Here is a 17,376-nt window from a genome sequence, read left to right on the forward strand (position 1 = left end):
CCACTGTTCCACTCGCCGGAGGCCGCGCTTCCGCCAGGCCATTGATTGAAATTTAAATAAATCAGGTCTAGGGTCGGGTCCGAGCATAGAGCTTGAGACTTCAAGCAGTGTCCGGTCCAGGACGTACAGCCGCACCCCGAGGAGGCCCCCGATGCAGGCCCGCGCAGCCAAGCCCGGAGGGCGCATGCCCGCCCTCTACCTCTCCCACGGCGCACCACCCCTTGCGGACGACCCGCTGTGGCCCGGACAGCTCGCCGCCTGGGCGGCGGACCTGCCCCGCCCGACGGCGATCCTCGTGATCTCCGCGCACTGGGAGGAGGCCCCGCTCGCCCTGGGCGCTACCCGGACCGTCCCGCTCGTGCACGACTTCTGGGGATTCCCGGAGCACTACTACCGGGTCCGGTACGCGGCACCGGGCGCCCCTGACCTCGCCGCGCGGGTCCGCGGGATGCTGCGGGGCGCCGGCACGCCCGTACAGGACATGCCGGACCGGGGGCTCGATCACGGTGCGTACGTACCGCTCGTGGAGATGTACCCCGGCGCCGGCATACCCGTGCTGCAGATGTCGTTGCCCACGCTCGACCCGCAGCGGCTGCTGGAGACCGGACGCCGGCTCGCGCCGCTGCGCGACGAGGGCGTACTGATCGTCGGCAGCGGCTTCTTCACCCACAACCTGGCCGCGCTGCGGCACGAGGGCTCCGGGCCGCCCGGATGGTCGGCCGAGTTCGACGCGTGGGGGCGCGAGGCGCTGGAGGCCCAGGACGTCGACGCGCTGCTGGACTTCGGGAACAAGTCTCCGGCGGCCCGTCTGGCCCACCCGCGCACCGAGCACTTCGCGCCGCTCTTCGTCACCCTGGGCGCCGCCGAGGGTGAGCTGGGCAGCGGGCGCAGTGTCATCGACGGCTTCTGGATGGGCCTGGCGAAGCGCTCGGTGCAGTTCGGCTAGCGATCCGGCCGGCTAGCGATCCGGATCCGGTGCGGGCCCGGCGCCCGGGGACGAGGCGGCCGGTTGGGCCGGGCCCCTCCCCGGCCTCTCGTGCCGGGTCGTCTGCTCGGTGCTCGGGTCAGCGCTCGTGCCAGTAGAAGACGTAGTACGCCACCACGGCCATGCACAGCCCGAAGACGAGCCCCGTTCCCGCCGCGCGCAGCACCGACACCTGCACCAGGCTGCGCAGGAACCCCATGCTCGCGCCGAAGAGCGCCCCGAAGGCCACCGCGCGCGCCTCGATCATCATCCGGTGGCGCTCGCGGACGAGCACGTAGCCCAGGGCCGTGGAGGCGAGGGCGGCCACGAGCCCCAGCAGCCACCCGGAGAGCTCGGAGAAGCCGTTCTCGTGGGCGAGGAAGACGGTGTAGAGGCCGAGGACGACGCCCCCGGCGACGGGGACGGCCCACTCCGAGCGGGCGGTACGTTCCCCGTGGCGGACGTACCCGGTCCGGGGGACCGGGCCGGGGCCTTCGTGGGCGTGGTGGCGCCCGGGCAGCATCGAGTGCGTGGGCATGGCGCGGCTCCTCTCACTCACCCCCATCCCCCAGGGCACACCCGCCCCACACCCCGGGCAACTCGATCACGCCTTCCACGTGTTGCACGCCTTCCACGCCTTACATGTCTTCCGTGCTTGCCGTGCTTTCCGGAAGGCTCCTGGCAACCACACGCCGGTGCGGGCACGTCCTTGGAGTAGAAGAGCAGCCTCGGGGCACACGCTCAACCGGTGTGAACGGGGTGACGCCGAACGTGGCGGACGTGATGGCGGTCTCACGGGCCTGGCGCTCACGGAGCGCCGTCAGAACCGCCGGTCCGGCTGTGGCGACCGTCCTGACCTGCGCTTCCCCCAGGCTTCGGCGACGCGCCACCCTCTGCGGGCCGGACAGGGTACTGCATGATCACAAAAAAGAAGACGCCTCAGGGGAATTCTGTCCGGATTCCGGCCGTTCTTTACTTCGGATGGGACGCCCACGGGTGTCCGGTCCGTCCCGCGACCGTCTCATCGCAAGGGAGCACGCATGGCAACCCGTGCCGTCGCCCGTCGTCAGACCGCCTCCAAGGGCGCTGGCGAGGCAAGCAGTGTTCGCGCCACAGGCGGGGAGATCGCCGATCGCGACCTGGTCGGCATGTACCTCGACGAGATCGCGCGCACACCCCTGCTCGACGCCGCCAAGGAGGTCGAGCTGTCGCAGACCATCGAGGCGGGCGTCTACGCCCGGCAGATACTCGACGGCCTCGAGGACGGCGGTGACAAGGCCGGCGAGGCCTCCCGCGAGGAGCTCGAGGCGCTGGCCGCCGAGGGTGCCAGGGCCAAGGACGTCTTCATCAAGTCCAACCTGCGCCTCGTCGTCGCCGTCGCCCGCCGCTACCCGCGCAGCGGCCTGCCGCTCCTGGACCTGATCCAGGAGGGCAACGCCGGCCTCGTACGTGCGGTGGAGAAGTTCGACTACACCAAGGGATTCAAGTTCTCCACGTATGCGACGTGGTGGATCCGCCAGGCCATCACGCGGTCGATAGCCGACCAGTCCCGTACGATCCGGCTTCCCGTCCACCTGGTCGAGGAGCTCGGCCGCATCCGCCGGGTGCAGCGCGAGTTCAACCGGGAGAACGGCCGCGAGCCCGAGCACGCGGAGATCGCCGCCGAGCTGGGCACCACGCCCGAGCGCGTCGGTGATGTGCTCGACTGGGCCCGTGACCCGGTGAGCCTGAACATGCACGTGGACGACGAGGGCGAGACCCAGTTCGGTGACCTGCTGGAGGACACCTCCGCCGTGTCCCCGGAGCAGTCGGTCATCGCGCTGCTGCGCAGCGAGGAGCTGGAGGGCCTCATCAGCCGCCTCGACCACCGCACCGCGTCGATCATCAAGGCGCGCTACGGCATCGAGGACGGGCGGGAGCGCACGCTCACCGAGGTCGGCAAGCAGCACGGCCTGACGCGCGAGCGCATCCGGCAGATCGAGAAGCACGCGCTTCTGGAGCTGAAGAAGATGGCCCATGACACTGGTTTCGACGCAGCGGCCTAATTGGGCATAACCTAGTCGTAACCCCCATAGACCGGGCCCCGGCGCATTCCCCCCCTTGCGTCGGGGTCCGCCCATGTCCGGGCGGGTTCCGGCCCGGCACCTCCCGCTCTTCGCTGTGCCCGGCTACCGCGGGTTCCGGCCCGCCGCGCCGGTGATGCGGGTGCCCAGTTCGCGCAGGTGGTCGATCAGCTCCGCCGGTTCCTGCACTTCGAATGCGCAGTCGACCAGGGCGAGCCGGAAGGCCACCCACTCCAGCGAGTCGGACGTGGTGACGTCCAGCCGGCAGGTGTCGTCGTCGACCCGCACGGGCGTGCCCAGCCAGTTCGGCAGCCGGGCGGTCACGAACTCCACCGGTGCCCGGAACGTGGCCAGGAGGCGGTACGTCGGCTGCAGCCGGGCCATGGACCGCTTCAGGAACTCCGCCGCGTCCGCCACCGGCAGCTCGCGCTCAGCGAAGCGCGCGCCCGTCGCGAACGGCTCACTGACCCGGTCGACCCGGAACGTGCGCCAGTCGTCGCGGTCGATGTCGTACGCCACCAGGTACCAGCGGCGCCCCGTACTGATGAGCCGGTGCGGCTCGACCAGCCGCTTCATCTCCGTGCCGTCACCCTTGCGGTAGGCGAACCGCAGCCGCTCGTGGCCGGTGGCGGCCGAGGCGATGACGGTCAGCGTGCGCGGGTCGACGGTCGTGCCGTCGCCGCCGGTGAGCGGCACCATGGCGGCCTGCAACGCGGCGACGCGGTGCCGCAGCCGCGCGGGCAGGACCTGCTCCAGCTTGGCCAGGGCCCGTACGGACGCCTCCTCGATACCCTCGACGGCATGGCCCGCGCCCGCCCGCAGGCCGACCGCGATGGCGACCGCCTCCTCGTCGTCGAGGACGAGCGGGGGCAGGGCCGCTCCGGCCGCCAGCCGGTACCCACCGTCCGCTCCCATCGTTGCCTGTACGGGGTAGCCGAGGTCGCGGAGCCGCTCGATGTCCCGCCGGATCGTGCGCGGACTGACACCGAGCCGCTCGGCGAGCTCGCTGCCGGGCCATTCGCGAGGTGTCTGGAGGAGCGACAGCAGATTCAGCAGCCGTGCCGGGGTGTCGGTCATGTGTCCAGGGTGGCAGCCAACTAGGACACATCCTGACCTATACGCGGGTTAGCGTTCCGTACGACCCGGCGAACCACCAGGAAGGCAATATCCCTGTGACCACCACCGCGACCACCGATCCGCCCCTCGAGGGCGCCGCCGACCGCCGCCGCTGGCTGGCGCTCGCCGTGGTGATGACCGCGTCGTTCATGGACCTCGTCGACGTCACGATCGTCAACATCGCCATGCCGAGCATCAAGAAGGACATCGGCGCCTCCTTCAGCGTCCTGCAGTGGATCACCGAGGGCTACGCCCTCGCGTTCGCGGCCGGGCTGATCACGGGCGGGCGGCTCGGTGACATATACGGGCGCAGGCGGGTCTTCCTGCTGGGCATGAGCGGCTTCACGCTCGCCTCGATGCTCTGCGGCATCGCGGGCGACCCGCATCTGCTCGTCGCCGCCCGCGTCCTGCAGGGCGGCGCCGCGGCCCTGATGGTGCCGCAGGTGCTGGCGATCGTCCACGCCACGTTCCCCGCGCACGAGCGCGGCAAGGTCTTCGGCATGTTCGGCGCGATCGTGGGCCTGGGGGCCGTCTCGGGACCGATCCTGGGCGCGCTGCTCACGCAGTGGAACCTGTTCGGGCTGGAATGGCGGCCCATCTTCCTGGTCAATCTGCCGGTCGGCATCGCGGGCCTGATCCTCGGCCGCAAGTACATCTCCGAGTCCAGGGCGCCGCAGGCGCTGAAGCTGGACCTGGTGGGCGTCGTGCTGGCGACGGGCGGCCTGCTGATGTTCCTCTACCCGCTGACCCAGGGACGCGAGCACGGCTGGCCGCTGTGGGGCCACCTGTGCATGGCCGGCAGCGTGCTCGTCTTCGCCGCCTTCGTGGCGTACGAGCGTCACAAGACCCGCAAGGACGGGTCGCCGCTGGTCGAGCTGTCGCTGTTCAAGGTCAAGAGCTTCGCGGCCGGCATCGGCGTCGAGGTCGCGTTCGGCATCGCCTGCGGCATCTTCTTCATGATCTGGACCCTGTACATGCAGCTCGGCCTGGGCTGGAGCCCGCTGCGGGCCGGCCTGACCGGCATCCCGTTCTCGATCGGGGTGTCGGTGGCTGCCGGCATCTCGGTGCAGAAGCTCGTACCGCGCTTCGGGCGCAAGGTCCTGCAGGCCGGTGCGGTGTCGATGATGGCCGGCGTCGTGCTCTACATCTGGGAGTCCCGCCACTTCGGCAACGGCATCCAGCCCTGGCAGATGGCGCTCCCGCTGATCGTCATGGGTGTCGGCATGGGCCTCATCGTCGCCCCGCTCACCGAGACGGTCATCGCCAGGGTGCCGCTCGAGCACTCCGGCTCCGCGTCGGGGCTGATCAACACCACACAGCAGCTCGGCAACGCGGTGGGGCTCGGCCTGGTGTCGGTCGCCTTCTTCGACGTGCTGGACGAGCAGGCGGTCGCCCAGCACCACGCCGGGCAGGCCTTCGCGGACGCCTTCCGGCACGGCATGTGGTGGGTCGCCGCGGTGCTGGCCGTGGTGCTGGCGCTGATGTTCGCCCTGCCGCGCAAGGCCGCCGCCGGAACGGCGGCACCGGAGGACGCACCGGCCGAGCCCGTGCAGGAACCGGCGCAGGAGCCGGTGGCCGCGCACTGAGAACCGCCCGTACGAGCCGGTCGTGACACCGGCACTGCCGGTCCCGTCGGCCCCCGCCTGTCCCGCAGGCGGGGGCCGACGGGCTTTCGCCGCCGGTCCGCGCACGGTGACCGCGCCCACCGGTCCGCGCACGGTGATCGAGCCCGTCCGGCGGTGGCGGTCACCGGCCGGTACGGCCCCGCAGCGCCGGCCGGCAGCGGCGGCGCCCAGCGCGCGGCACGCGGGGGCAGCGGTGACAATCGCCCCATGAGCGAGGACTCGCCCCCGGGCCGGCCGCCCCCCGGACTGCTGCGCCGGATGACCGAGCGCGGACGCGGCGAGGAACACCGGGCGGCGACCCCGCTGGAGCTCTTCTTCGACCTGTGTTTCGTGGTCGCGGTGGCACAGGCGGGCAGGCAACTGGTGCACTCGCTGGCCGAGGGGCACCCCGGCCACGGGATCCCCGGCTACCTGATGATGTTCTTCGCCATCTGGTGGGCGTGGGTCAACTTCACCTGGTTCTCCTCGGCCTACGACACCGACGACGTGCTGTACCGGGTGGTGACGCTGGTTCAGATCGCGGGGGTGCTGATCCTGGCCGCGGGCATTCCCCGGGCGTTCAATGACAGCAACTTCTCGGTGGTCTGGTTCGGCTACCTGGTGATGCGACTGGCGCTGGTCTCCCAGTGGCTGCGCGCCGCACACGCCTCGCACGGAGCGGAACGCAGAACGGCGCTGCGGTACGCGACCGGCGTGTGCGGGTGCCAGATCGGCTGGCTGGGCGTGCTGCTCCTGCCCGATCACGCCAAGCCATGGGTCTTCCTGCTGATGGCGATCGTGGAGATGGCAGTGCCCGCACTCGCCGAGCTCGGCCGGCCGACCGCCTGGCACCCGCACCACATCGCCGAGCGGTACGGCCTGTTCACCATCATCGTGCTCGGCGAGACGGTCGCGGCCGCCACGGTGGCCATCCAGTCCGCGGGGGACGAGCAGGAGGCGCTGGGCACCCTGCTGCCGATCGCCGGGGGCGGGCTGCTGCTCATCTTCGCCGCCTACTGGATCTACTTCGCGGTTCCCGTCCATCGCCACCTCGTCTCCAATCGCCAGGCGTTCCTGTGGGGTTACGGCCATTACCTGGTCTTCGGTTCGGCGGCCGCCATCGGCGCGGGCCTCGAAGTGGCGGTCGAGGAGACCACCGGCAAGGCCCACATCTCGGCCTTCGCCGCGTCGGCCTGCGTCACCGTCCCCGCCGCGCTGTTCATGTTCTCCGTGTGGCTGATCCACTCCCGCCACCACAAGCGGGGCCTGGCCCAGCAGTCGGTCCTGCCCTTCGCCGCGGTGGCGGTGCTGGCCTGCACGTTCGCGGGCGGCACGGCCGTGCTGCTGGTCGGTCTGGTGGGGGCGGTGACGGTGGCACTGGGCGTCACGCTGTCGGCGGGGCGGCAGGAGGCCGGGGACGGCGGGGCGAACGGCAGGAGCGGGGGGAACGGGAGGGGAAGCGAGCCGTCCTGAAGCGGCAACAGGCGGGCGGCAACGCGTGATACGCATTGCGGCATGACTGATGCGCGTAAACCGATGGATGCGCTGACCGATGTGGCCGGGCTGCGCGTGGGGCACGCCCAGTGGACCGGGGACGGTGCGCTGACGGGGACGACCGTGATCCTCACCGAGCGGGGCGGGGCGGTCGCGGCCGTGGACGTACGCGGCGGCGGGCCGGGGACGCGGGAGACGGACGCGCTGGACCCGCGCAATCTCGTGCAGCGCGTCGAGGCCGTCGTGCTCACCGGTGGCAGTGCCTTCGGGCTGGACGCCGCGTCCGGGGTGATGGCCTGGCTGGAGGAGAACGGCCGCGGCTTCCGGGTGGGGCCGGACCCCGCCCAGGTGGTGCCCGTCGTGCCGGCGGCCGCGCTCTTCGACCTGGGCCGCGGCGGTGACTGGCGGGCCCGACCGGACGCCGCACTGGGCCGGGAGGCAGCCGAGGCGGCGGCCCGTACGCCCGTCGGCGCACCCGTGGCGCAAGGCAACGTCGGAGCCGGCACCGGAGCGGTGGCCGGCGGCCTCAAGGGAGGCATCGGCACCGCCGGCGTCGTCCTGCCCTCCGGCGTGACCGTCGCGGCCCTCGCCGCCGTCAACGCGGCGGGCGCCGTCGCCGACCCGTCGACGGGCGTGCTGTACGGGCGCCTGTACGAGGGCGGACGCGTCACCTACCCCGAGCCGGAGCGCCACCTCGCCGCCCAGCGGGCCCTGGACGCCGCGCGCCGGGAGTCGGCCGAGCGCTGGGCCGCGTCCGCACGGCCCCCGCTCAACACCACCATCGCCGTCGTCGCCACCGACGCCGCCCTGACCCGCGCCCAGGCGCAGAAGCTCGCCGGTACCGCGCACGACGGCCTGGCCCGCGCCGTGCGGCCCGTACACCTGCTCACGGACGGCGACACCGTCTTCGCGCTGGCCACCGGCGCACGCCCGCTGCCCGAGGAGGACCACCTCCCCGGCAGCGCCGACTTCGCGGCGGGAGCCGTCAACGAGATCCTGGCCGCCGGCGCGGACGTTCTGACCCGGTCCGTGGTCAAGGCGCTGCTGGCGGCGGAGAGCGTCGACGGCCCCGGCGGCGTCTTCCCCTCCTACCGGGAGCTCTACGCAGACTGAGAAGGCTGAGCGGACTGAGCAGGCCGAGCAGGTTGATACGAGGGCCGGTGCGACGGCCGGTACGAGGGTCGGTACGAAGGCCGAGCCGTCCGGCGCGCCCGTACCCTGGAGGCATGAGTACCGCCCCCGAACCCCGCGCGCCCCGGCGTGACCCGGCCACCGCGCTGATCTTCGACGATCCGCTGGCGCAGCAGTCCTCGGACGACACGGACCGTGGCTGGGGCGACCGCCCGGCCTCCGGCGGCAGCGACAGCGCCGCCGATCTGGCACGCTTCCTGGACGAGAAGCCGCCCCACCACATCTGAGACGGTCTAGCGCGGCGCCGGCACGGAGTCCGAGCCGGGGCCGCGGCGCTGCTCGATCAGGGTGTCGCGGATCTGCGCGAGCAGCTCGATCTCGGTCGGCTCGGCGGGCTTGTTCTCCGCCGGTGCCTTGGCGGCCTGGCGGTCCTGCCAGCGCTTCATCGGCAGCAGCATCAAGAAGTAGACGACCGCCGCCGTGATCACGAAGGTGAGCGTGGCGCTGAGCACGGCGCCCCACTGGATGTAGACACCCCGGGTCACCTCGCCCGTCGCGGCGTTCCTGGCGCAGGGACCCTTCAGACAGGCCGCGTAGTGGTCGAGGTCCTTGGTGCCGAAGGCGCCGACGACCGGGTTGATGACGCCTTTCACCACAGAGTTCACGATGTTGGTGAACGCCGCGCCGATGACGACGGCGACCGCGAGGTCCAGGACGTTGCCCCGCATCAGGAATGCCTTGAAGCCTCCAAGGACCCCTGTCTTCTTCTCGCTCACCGAACAGCCTCTCTCTGTGCGCACCTGTGACGGAATAGTCGATTCCATAACATACGAGAGAGTCTGGCTGATCTGTCCACTCGCGAAACACGATCAGCCCAGGCGCCAATGCGCGACCACGGACGAGCACAGGGCCACCACTCCCGCGGCCGCCAGCACCCCGGCCGCCAGCGGCCGTCGTCGCCGCCGGCCGTAGCGTCCGCCCCGCCCCGCACACACCGGCGCGAACATCGGCACCCGGCACCCCGGAGGAGCCCAGGGCGGCGCGGAAGCGACCGCGCCGGGAGAAGGGGAGGGGAAGGGGGAAGGGAAGGGGGAAGGGAATGTGGAGGAAGGAGGGAAAGGGGAGGAAGGAGGGAAGGCCGCGAGAGCCACAGGAACCACCGCCTGTCGTGAGGAGCCCCGAACCGGACGTCCCTCACGATCCCCGTTTCCGCCCCATCCCGCTGAGCCCTGTGGACTACTCCCGCGTTGTGGAAAACCTCGTCCCCCGCACGTGGGATGCGGCGGGTCGAGGAGGCTGGCGTAGCTACGCCAGCTCGATCCCCAGGTCCCACCCGTCATGCGCGCGGGTGCACAGGCAGGCCCGGTCCGCCGTCTTCGGCAGCGCGCCCACCGCGTCGAAGAGCACCTCGCGCAGGCGGCCCACGTTCTCCCCGAAGACCCGCAGCACCTCCTCGTGCGATACGCCCTCGCCCGTCTCGGCCCCCGCATCGAGGTCCGTGACCAGCGACATCGAGGTGTAGCAGAGCCCCAGCTCCCGGGCCAGCACGGCCTCCGGGTGCCCGGTCATGCCGACCACCGACCAGCCCTGGGCCGCGTGCCAGCGCGACTCCGCCCTGGTCGAGAAGCGCGGCCCCTCGATGACGACCATCGTTCCGCCGTCCACCGGCTCCCAGCCCCGACCGCGCGCCGCCGCCACCGCCACCGCGCGCCCGGCGGGGCAGTAGGGGTCGGCGAAGGTCATGTGCACAACGTTGGGAACGGTGCCGTCCGGCAGCGGCTCCCCGTCGAAGAAGGTCTGCGTGCGGGATTTCGTGCGGTCCACCAGCTGGTCCGGCACGAGCAGCGTGCCCGGCCCGTACTCCTCCCGCAGTCCGCCCACCGCGCACGGGCCCAGCACCTGCCGCGCGCCGACCGAGCGCAGTGCCCAGAGGTTGGCCCGGTAGTTGATGCGGTGCGGCGGCAGGCGGTGGTCGCGGCCGTGGCGGGGCAGGAAGGCGACCTTGCGTCCGGCCAGCTCACCGAGGAAGAGGGAGTCGCTCGGGGCTCCGTAGGGCGTCTTCACGGTGACCTCGGTCACATCGTCCAGGAAGGAGTAGAACCCCGACCCGCCGATGACGCCTATCTCCGCCGTCTTCGCTGGCACCGCTGGCACCGCTGTGCTGATCATGTCGGCCATGCGGTCACCCTAGCCGCCCCGCCGCAGCCCGTACCGGACCCGTACCGGAGCCCGCTTCCGCGTACGACGGAGCCCGCCGCCTCGCGGGGAGGCGGCGGGCTGCCGGTGTGTACGGGGTCGCGTCAGGCGGCCGAGCTGCTGCTCGTGCTCGACGACGATGTGCTCGTGGAGCTCGCCGCGGCGGAGGAGCCGCCCGAGGAGGACGACGAGGACGAGGACGACGTCGTGGACGCCGGCTTCGCCGCCGGGCTGCTGCTGGACGACGAGCCACGGCTGTCGTTCCGGTAGAAGCCGGAGCCCTTGAAGACGATGCCGACCGCAGAAAACACCTTCTTCAGGCGTCCGTCGCACTGCGGGCATACGGTCAAGGCGTCATCGGTGAACTTCTGCACCGCCTCGAGGCCTTCCCCGCACGCGGTGCACTGGTACTGGTAAGTCGGCACTTGCTCCTCCTGGCACTCTCACTCGTTGAGTGCTAACGACGATCCATAGTGCAGTATTCCGGTCCGTCAGTCCACCGAGACGGGCTCACGGTGACCGACCCCACGTGCTGCGACGACCGATTCGCCCTTCGGGGTGAGCGCCCGCCGCATCGCCAGCAGGACCACCAGGGCCAGCGCCGTACCGCCCAGCGGCACCAGGAAACCGGTGCTCGCGCTGTGGGTGTCGATCAGCCGGCCGCCCACGGTCGCACCCGCCGCCTGGCCCAGGCCGACCGCACCGGTGAGCCAGGTGAAGGCCTCCGTGCGGGCGCCCGCCGGGACCAGCTTCTCGACCAGCGTGTAGCCCGTGATCAGCGCGGGCGCGATGCACAGGCCGACGATCAGGCCGACCCCGCCCAGCAGCGGCAGTGCGTGCGCCGCCCACAGCGGGGTGGTGGCCAGGGCCAGCAGCGGGTAGGCGATCAGCAGCCGGCGCTGGGGGCTGACCTTCCAGGCGACGGCGCCGCAGACAATGCCCGCGATCATGTTTCCGGCCGCGAAGACGCCGTACATCAGACCGTTCAGGCCCGGCTCGCCCAGTTCCTTGGTGAAGGCGGTCATCGACACCTGCATGCCGCCGAAGACCGTACCGATGCCGAGCATGGAGACCGCCAGGACGCGCACGCCCGGCACTGACAGGGCCGAGACGCGCTTGCCGCCGGCCGCGTCGCCCGCCGCACTGCGGCTCGGCTCCGGCTGGGTGCGCCGCTGCGTGGCGAAGACCAGGCCGCCGATCAGCGTCAGCGCGGCCTCCGCGACCAGGCCCGCGGCCGGGTGGACACCGGCGCACAGCGCCGTCGCCAGCACCGGGCCGATCACGAAGGTGAACTCATCGGTGACCGACTCGAACGCGGCCGCCGTGGACATGAGCGGTGAACCGTCCAGCCGGGCCGCCCAGCGCGCCCGCACCATCGGCCCGATCTGCGGGGTCGAGGCACCGGCGGGCACGGCCGCCGCGAGCAGCGCCCACAGGGGCGCGTCCGACAGTGCGAGCACAGTCAGCAGCGAGATCGCGGCGGCGTGCACGATCACGCCGGGGATCAGGACTGCGGCCTGTCCGAAGCGGTCCGCGAGCTTGCCGCTCTGCGGGGCGAACAGGGCCATCGCCACGCCCGCCGTCGCGGAGACGGTGCCCGCGGTGCCGTACGAGCCGGTGGTGTGGTTGACCAGCAGCAGGATGCCGATGGTCAGCATCGCGAAGGGCTGCCGGGCCAGAAAGCCGGGGAGCAGGAACGACAGCGCGCCGCGGGTACGCAGCAGGCTGCCGTAACCGGGACGGGCCCCGGCAGAGTCGTTGACCGTGGATGCCACGGCCGGGCCTTTCCGCCGCCTGGTAGCACGTCCCGGACGGGGTCGCCGCACGGAGCGCGCCGAGAGCTGTCCTCTCGCGCAGGACCGTGGTAGATGCCTATCCGGCCGCCTGGTGTTGCGCGACCGCGGCCGCCGTGCGGTCGCGCCAGCCCTGCATCAGGCAGAGTTGGTTCGGTATGTCGGTAAGGTTCGTAAACGAACGCTACGTAGCGAAAATCTTCACTACATGAGCGAATAGCTTACTTAACCTACTTCCTCTTTACCAGACCCCTCTTTGCAGTTCCCTTTGCTGCCTTCTTTGCGCCCGCGCCGCCCGGTGCCCCGGCGGTGGTGGCCGTACCCAGCCAGCCCGCCAGCTTTCCGCCCTCGCCGACCGCCCGCAGCCGCCGCTCGGTGGCGTCGCGCACCGGGTCGGTGGCGACCACCAGCAGCTCGTCGCCGTGCCGCAGGACGGTCGTGGGCGACGGCACGAAGCTGGAGCCGTCCCGTACGACCAGGGTCACGGCGGCCCCGCCCGGCAGCCGCAGCTCCGAGACCTCCACGCCGTGCATCCTGGAGCCCTCCGGGATGGCCACCGACAGCAGGTGCCCGCGCAACCGCTCCAGCGGCGCCGACTCGATGCCCAGGTCCTCCGGCTCGTTCTCGCCCAGCCGCAGCCGCCTGGCCAGCCAGGGCAGGGTCGGCCCCTGCACCAGCGTGTAGACGATCACCAGCACGAAGACGATGTTGAAGATCCGGCGGCTGTCCGAGACGCCGGCCACCATCGGGATGGTGGCCAGCACGATCGGCACCGCGCCGCGCAGCCCGGCCCACGACAGCAGCGTCTTCTCCTGCCAGGGCGTGCGGAAGGGCGCCGTGCTCAAGAACACCGAAACCGGCCGGGCCACCATCGTCAGCACCAGGCCCACCACGAGCGCCGGCACGATGTCGTCGCCCAGCTCGTGCGGGGTGATCAGCAGGCCGAGCAGGACGAACATGCCGATCTGCGCGATCCAGCCCAGCCCCTCGGCGAAGCCCCGGGTGGCCGGCCAGTGCGGCAGCTTGGCGTTGCCGAGGATCAGCGCGGCCAGGTAGACGGCCAGGAAGCCGGATCCGTGGGCGAGCGCGCCGCCCGCGTAGGCGGTGACGGCGATGGCCATCACGGCGATCGGGTAGAGGCCGGAGGCGGGCAGCGCCACATGCCGCAGCCCGTACGCGCCCAGCAGGCCGATGGTGAGACCGACGGCCGCCCCGATGGCCAGTTCCAGCGCGATCCTGCCCAGGAGCACGTACCAGTCGTCGACCGGGCCGGCGGCCGAGAAGGCGATGACGAGGATGACGACGGGGGCGTCGTTGAAGCCGGACTCGGCCTCCAGGACGCCCGTCAGACGGGAGGGCAGCGGGACGTTGCGCAGCACGGAGAAGACGGCAGCCGCGTCCGTGGAGGACACCACGGCGCCGATGATCAGGGCCTGGCGCCAGTCGACGCCGGCGAGATAGTGCGCGGCCGCCGCCGTGACGCCCACGCTCACCGCGACGCCGAAGGTGGAGAGCACGGCCGCGGCCGGCAGGGCCGGCTTGATTTCCTGCCATTTCGTGCCGAGACCGCCCTCGGCGAGGATCACGACCAGTGCGGCGTAACCGATGACCTGGGTGAGGCCGACGTCATTGAAGGAGACGCCGATGCCGTCCTGCCCGATGGCGACACCGATGCCGAGATAGATGAGCAGACTGGGCAGCCCGCTGCGCGAGGAGACCCGTACCGCCGCCACCGCGACGAGCAGAACGAGCGAGCAGATCAGCAGGAGTTCGTTGAGGTGGTGGACAGTCAGGGGCCGGTCCCTTCACGAGGTCTTCCACGGGCGGTGCGTCGTCGGTGTCTTCACGGTATGACCGAAACGTTCCTCCTGATCCTCGGCGCCTCCCCGGCAGGTGCCCGCCGGAGCCCTCCCGTCGGCAGGGCGGCTCTTCAGCCGACGGGAAGTTAATTTGCTCATCTAATATTTTACGGGTTCTTGACGCCGCATCGTCGCGGCGGTGTCTCCTGTAAGGCACCGCGTCCGGGCGCTCATCGCCCTGCGCCTATGGTTGCTTCCAGCATTTCAGGACCACCCTGCCCCTCTAAGGACAGCGATGCCCGCCAACAAGACCGGCCCCGCCAAGAAGAAGAAGGGGCGACGCGCCCGCCTGCTCGTGATCACCCTCGTGCTGCTGCTCGTGGCGGGCGTCGCCTTCGGCGCGTACTGGAGCGTCAGTACCGTCCGCGCCTCCTTCCCGAAGACGGAAGGCAGCCTGCAGCTGAAGGGCCTCTCCGGAGAGGTGAAGGTCGCGCGCGACAACCACGGCATTCCGCAGATCTACGCGGACAGTGCCGAGGACCTCTTCCGCGCCCAGGGCTTCGTGCAGGCGCAGGACCGGTTCTGGGAGATGGATGTCCGCAGGCATCTGACGGCCGGACGGCTCTCCGAGATGTTCGGTTCCGGCCAGGTGGAGACCGACGCCTTCCTGCGCACCATGGGCTGGCGCAAGGTCGCGCAGCAGGAGTACGACACCAAGTTGTCGGCAGGCACCAAGAAGTACCTGCAGGCCTACTCCGACGGTGTCAACGCCTACCTGAAGGACCACAAGGGCAAGTCGCTGTCCGTCGAGTACGCGGCCCTGGAGTTCGAGAACGACTACGAGCCCGAGGCCTGGACCCCGGTCGACTCCGTCGCCTGGCTCAAGGCCATGGCCTGGGACCTGCGCGGCAACATGCAGGACGAGATCGACCGTTCGCTGGCCGCCTCGCGGCTGAACGCGAAGCAGATCGAGGAGCTGTACCCGGCGTACCCGTACGACCGGAACAAGCCGATCGTCGAGGGCGGCTCGGTCGACGCCACCGGCAAGACCTACGACCCCAAGGGCGCCGCGGCCGGCGGCATCCAGTCCGGCTCCGGCGCGGGCACCGTCACGGGCGGCGCCGGCGCGTCCTCCGGCCTGCGCTCCAGCCTGGCCTCGCTGTCGAGCAGCCTGGAGAGGATCCCGGCGCTGCTCGGCCCCAGCGGCAACGGCATCGGCTCCAACTCCTGGGTCGTCTCCGGCCAGTACACGACCACCGGCAAGCCGCTGCTGGCCAACGACCCGCACCTCGCGCCGCAGATGCCCTCGCTCTGGTACCAGATGGGCCTGCACTGCAACAAGACCAGCGCGCAGTGCCCGTTCGACGTGGCCGGCTACACCTTCTCCGGCATGCCGGGCGTGGTCATCGGCCACAACCAGGACATCGCCTGGGGCATGACCAACCTCGGAGCCGACGTCTCCGACCTCTACCTGGAGAAGGTCACCGCCGACTCCTACCTCTACGACGGCAAGCAGCAGTCCTTCACCACCCGCAAGGAGACCATCAAGGTCGCGGGCGAGAAGAGCCGTGAGATCACCGTCCGCGAGACCAACAACGGCCCGATCGTCTCCGACCGCAACGACGAGCTCGTCAAGGTCGGCGGGAAGGCGCCCGTGAAGGACCCGGCACCCGACCGCGGCGAGGGCTACGCGGTCGCGCTGCGCTGGACGGCGCTGGACGCGGGCAAGACCATGGACGGCCTGTTCGCGCTGAACCGGGCGAACGACTTCGCGTCCTTCCGCAAGGCCGCGGCCGACTTCGAGGTCCCCTCGCAGAACCTGATCTACGCCGACACCAAGGGCAACATCGGCTACCAGGCCCCCGGCCGCATCCCGGTCCGCGGCAAGGCCGCCGACAAGGACGAGGAGCAGGCGGGCCAGGCGGGCCGGACCGGCACCGCCAAGGCCGACGTCAACGGCGACGGGAAGATCGACGCCAAGGACGAGAGCAAGGCGGACGGCAAGGCCGAGGCCCCCGTGGCCGACGGCCGCCTCCCGGCCCCCGGCTGGGACCCCGCCTACCAGTGGACCGGCTGGGTGCCGCAGTCCGCGCTGCCGTACGACTACAACCCCAAGCGCGGCTACATCGTCACCGCCAACCAGGCCGTCGCCGACAAGAAGTACCCCTACCTCCTGACGCAGGACTGGGGCTACGGCGCCCGCAGCCAGCGGATCAACGACCTCATCGAGTCGAAGATCAAGGACGGCGGGAAGATCTCGACGGACGACATGCAGAAGATGCAGCTGGACAACAGCAGCGAGATCGCCAAGCTGCTCACGCCCTACCTGCTCAAGATCGACGTCAAGGGTGCCAACGAGCGCGAGACGAAGTACGTCCGCGAGGCGCAGAAACTGCTGAAGGACTGGGACTACAACCAGGAGGCCGACTCGGCGGCCGCCGCGTACTTCAACGCGGTCTGGCGCAACACCCTCAAGCTGGCCTTCGGCAACAAGCTCCCCAAGGAGCTGCGGGCCAAGGGGCAGTGCCTGCGGGTGCGCCCGGTCGACGGCGCCCGCCCCCAGGACGACCTGGACGGCAACTCCCGCCTCGTCGTCGAGTGCGGCGAGCGTGAGCCCGACAACGCCCAGCCCGACGGCGGCGACCGCTGGTTCGAGGTCGTCCGCAACATCCTCGGCAAGCCCGACAGCGAGTGGTGGAAGACCAACGGCTCCCGCTCCAACCCGGACGAGCGCACCCGCAACCGCGACGAGCTGCTGGCCCGGGCCATGGCGGACGCCCGCTGGGAGCTGACCTCCAAGCTGGGCAAGGACGTCACGCAGTGGAGCTGGGGCCGCCTGCACCAGCTGACCCTGAAGAACCAGACCCTCGGCAAGGAGGGCCCGGGCGTCGTCAAGTGGATGCTCAACCGCGGGCCCTGGAACCTCGCGGGCGGCGAGGCGGCCGTCAACGCCGCCGGCTGGAACGCCGCGGGCGGCTACGACGTGATCTGGGTGCCGTCCATGCGGATGGTCGTCAACCTCGACGACCTCGACAAGTCCCGCTGGATCAACCTCACCGGTGCCTCCGGCCACGCCTACAACGCCCACTACTACGACCAGACCGACAAGTGGGCCAAGGGCGAGCTGCTGCCGTGGGCTTTCAGCCCGGCCGCCGTCGAGAAGTCGAAGGACGCCGTCCTGACGCTCAAGCCGTAAGGCCTACGGCTCAAGCCGTG

Annotated in this window: 14 protein-coding genes; 7 read left to right on the forward strand and 7 right to left on the reverse strand. The window is 71.0% G+C overall.

What is annotated here, in order from left to right; genetic code table 11:
* The first annotated feature begins 151 nt into the window (after positions 1-151).
* Positions 152-946 (forward strand): class III extradiol ring-cleavage dioxygenase, encoded by a 795-nt coding sequence (locus AB0F13_RS09345; protein WP_362077675.1) that lies wholly within the window; start codon positions 152-154, stop codon positions 944-946.
* Between the two features lie 118 nt (positions 947-1,064).
* Here the strand turns inward: AB0F13_RS09345 and AB0F13_RS09350 are convergent, their stop codons facing one another.
* Entirely contained in the window at positions 1,065-1,502 is a 438-nt protein-coding gene (locus AB0F13_RS09350) for a hypothetical protein (protein ID WP_362077678.1), read from the reverse strand.
* A gap of 502 nt (positions 1,503-2,004) precedes the next feature.
* Here AB0F13_RS09350 and AB0F13_RS09355 point away from each other — a divergent pair.
* On the forward strand, positions 2,005-3,009 hold the full coding sequence (locus AB0F13_RS09355) for a sigma-70 family RNA polymerase sigma factor (protein ID WP_362077681.1): 1,005 nt from the start codon (positions 2,005-2,007) through the stop codon (positions 3,007-3,009).
* Positions 3,010-3,132: 123 nt separating this feature from the next.
* Here the strand turns inward: AB0F13_RS09355 and AB0F13_RS09360 are convergent, their stop codons facing one another.
* Positions 3,133-4,104: a YafY family protein gene (locus tag AB0F13_RS09360; RefSeq protein ID WP_362077684.1), complete on the reverse strand. Its 972-nt coding sequence runs from the start codon at positions 4,102-4,104 to the stop codon at positions 3,133-3,135.
* Between the two features lie 95 nt (positions 4,105-4,199).
* Between AB0F13_RS09360 and AB0F13_RS09365 the strand changes: the two genes are divergently transcribed.
* The 4 genes from AB0F13_RS09365 (at position 4,200) to AB0F13_RS09380 (ending at position 8,659) form a co-directional block, all read left to right on the forward strand.
* Positions 4,200-5,729: an MFS transporter gene (locus AB0F13_RS09365; protein WP_362077687.1), complete on the forward strand. Its 1,530-nt coding sequence runs from the start codon at positions 4,200-4,202 to the stop codon at positions 5,727-5,729.
* A 246-nt stretch (positions 5,730-5,975) separates the two neighbouring features.
* Positions 5,976-7,220 (forward strand): low temperature requirement protein A, encoded by a 1,245-nt coding sequence (locus tag AB0F13_RS09370; RefSeq protein ID WP_362077690.1) that lies wholly within the window; start codon positions 5,976-5,978, stop codon positions 7,218-7,220.
* Positions 7,221-7,262: 42 nt separating this feature from the next.
* A complete protein-coding gene (locus AB0F13_RS09375) occupies positions 7,263-8,354 on the forward strand; it encodes a P1 family peptidase (protein ID WP_362077692.1) in 1,092 nt (363 codons plus the stop codon).
* 113 nt (positions 8,355-8,467) lie between these two features.
* A complete protein-coding gene (locus tag AB0F13_RS09380) occupies positions 8,468-8,659 on the forward strand; it encodes a hypothetical protein (RefSeq protein WP_362077695.1) in 192 nt (63 codons plus the stop codon).
* A gap of 6 nt (positions 8,660-8,665) precedes the next feature.
* Here the strand turns inward: AB0F13_RS09380 and mscL are convergent, their stop codons facing one another.
* From mscL to AB0F13_RS09405, 5 genes are all read right to left on the reverse strand, one after another.
* Entirely contained in the window at positions 8,666-9,148 is a 483-nt protein-coding gene (gene mscL / locus AB0F13_RS09385) for a large conductance mechanosensitive channel protein MscL (RefSeq protein WP_362077698.1), read from the reverse strand.
* A gap of 529 nt (positions 9,149-9,677) precedes the next feature.
* Positions 9,678-10,550, reverse strand: a complete 873-nt coding sequence (locus AB0F13_RS09390; protein ID WP_362077701.1) for an S-methyl-5'-thioadenosine phosphorylase — start codon at positions 10,548-10,550, stop codon at positions 9,678-9,680.
* A gap of 122 nt (positions 10,551-10,672) precedes the next feature.
* Positions 10,673-10,993, reverse strand: a complete 321-nt coding sequence (locus AB0F13_RS09395) for an FmdB family zinc ribbon protein (RefSeq protein WP_362077704.1) — start codon at positions 10,991-10,993, stop codon at positions 10,673-10,675.
* Between the two features lie 66 nt (positions 10,994-11,059).
* Positions 11,060-12,343, reverse strand: a complete 1,284-nt coding sequence (locus AB0F13_RS09400; protein WP_362077707.1) for an MFS transporter — start codon at positions 12,341-12,343, stop codon at positions 11,060-11,062.
* Positions 12,344-12,591: 248 nt separating this feature from the next.
* Complete coding sequence (locus AB0F13_RS09405; protein WP_362078073.1) at positions 12,592-14,154, reverse strand: potassium/proton antiporter; 1,563 nt, start codon at positions 14,152-14,154, stop codon at positions 12,592-12,594.
* A gap of 301 nt (positions 14,155-14,455) precedes the next feature.
* On the opposite strand from AB0F13_RS09405, the gene AB0F13_RS09410 reads away from it, so the two are divergent.
* Positions 14,456-17,356 carry a penicillin acylase family protein gene (locus tag AB0F13_RS09410; RefSeq protein ID WP_362077710.1) on the forward strand — a complete coding sequence of 967 codons (2,901 nt, stop codon included), beginning with the start codon at positions 14,456-14,458 and terminating at the stop codon, positions 17,354-17,356.
* The last annotated feature ends 20 nt before the right edge of the window (positions 17,357-17,376 follow it).

Origin of the sequence: Streptomyces sp. NPDC026206 (genome assembly GCF_040638465.1) — a bacterium.
Lineage (GTDB): Bacteria > Actinomycetota > Actinomycetes > Streptomycetales > Streptomycetaceae > Streptomyces.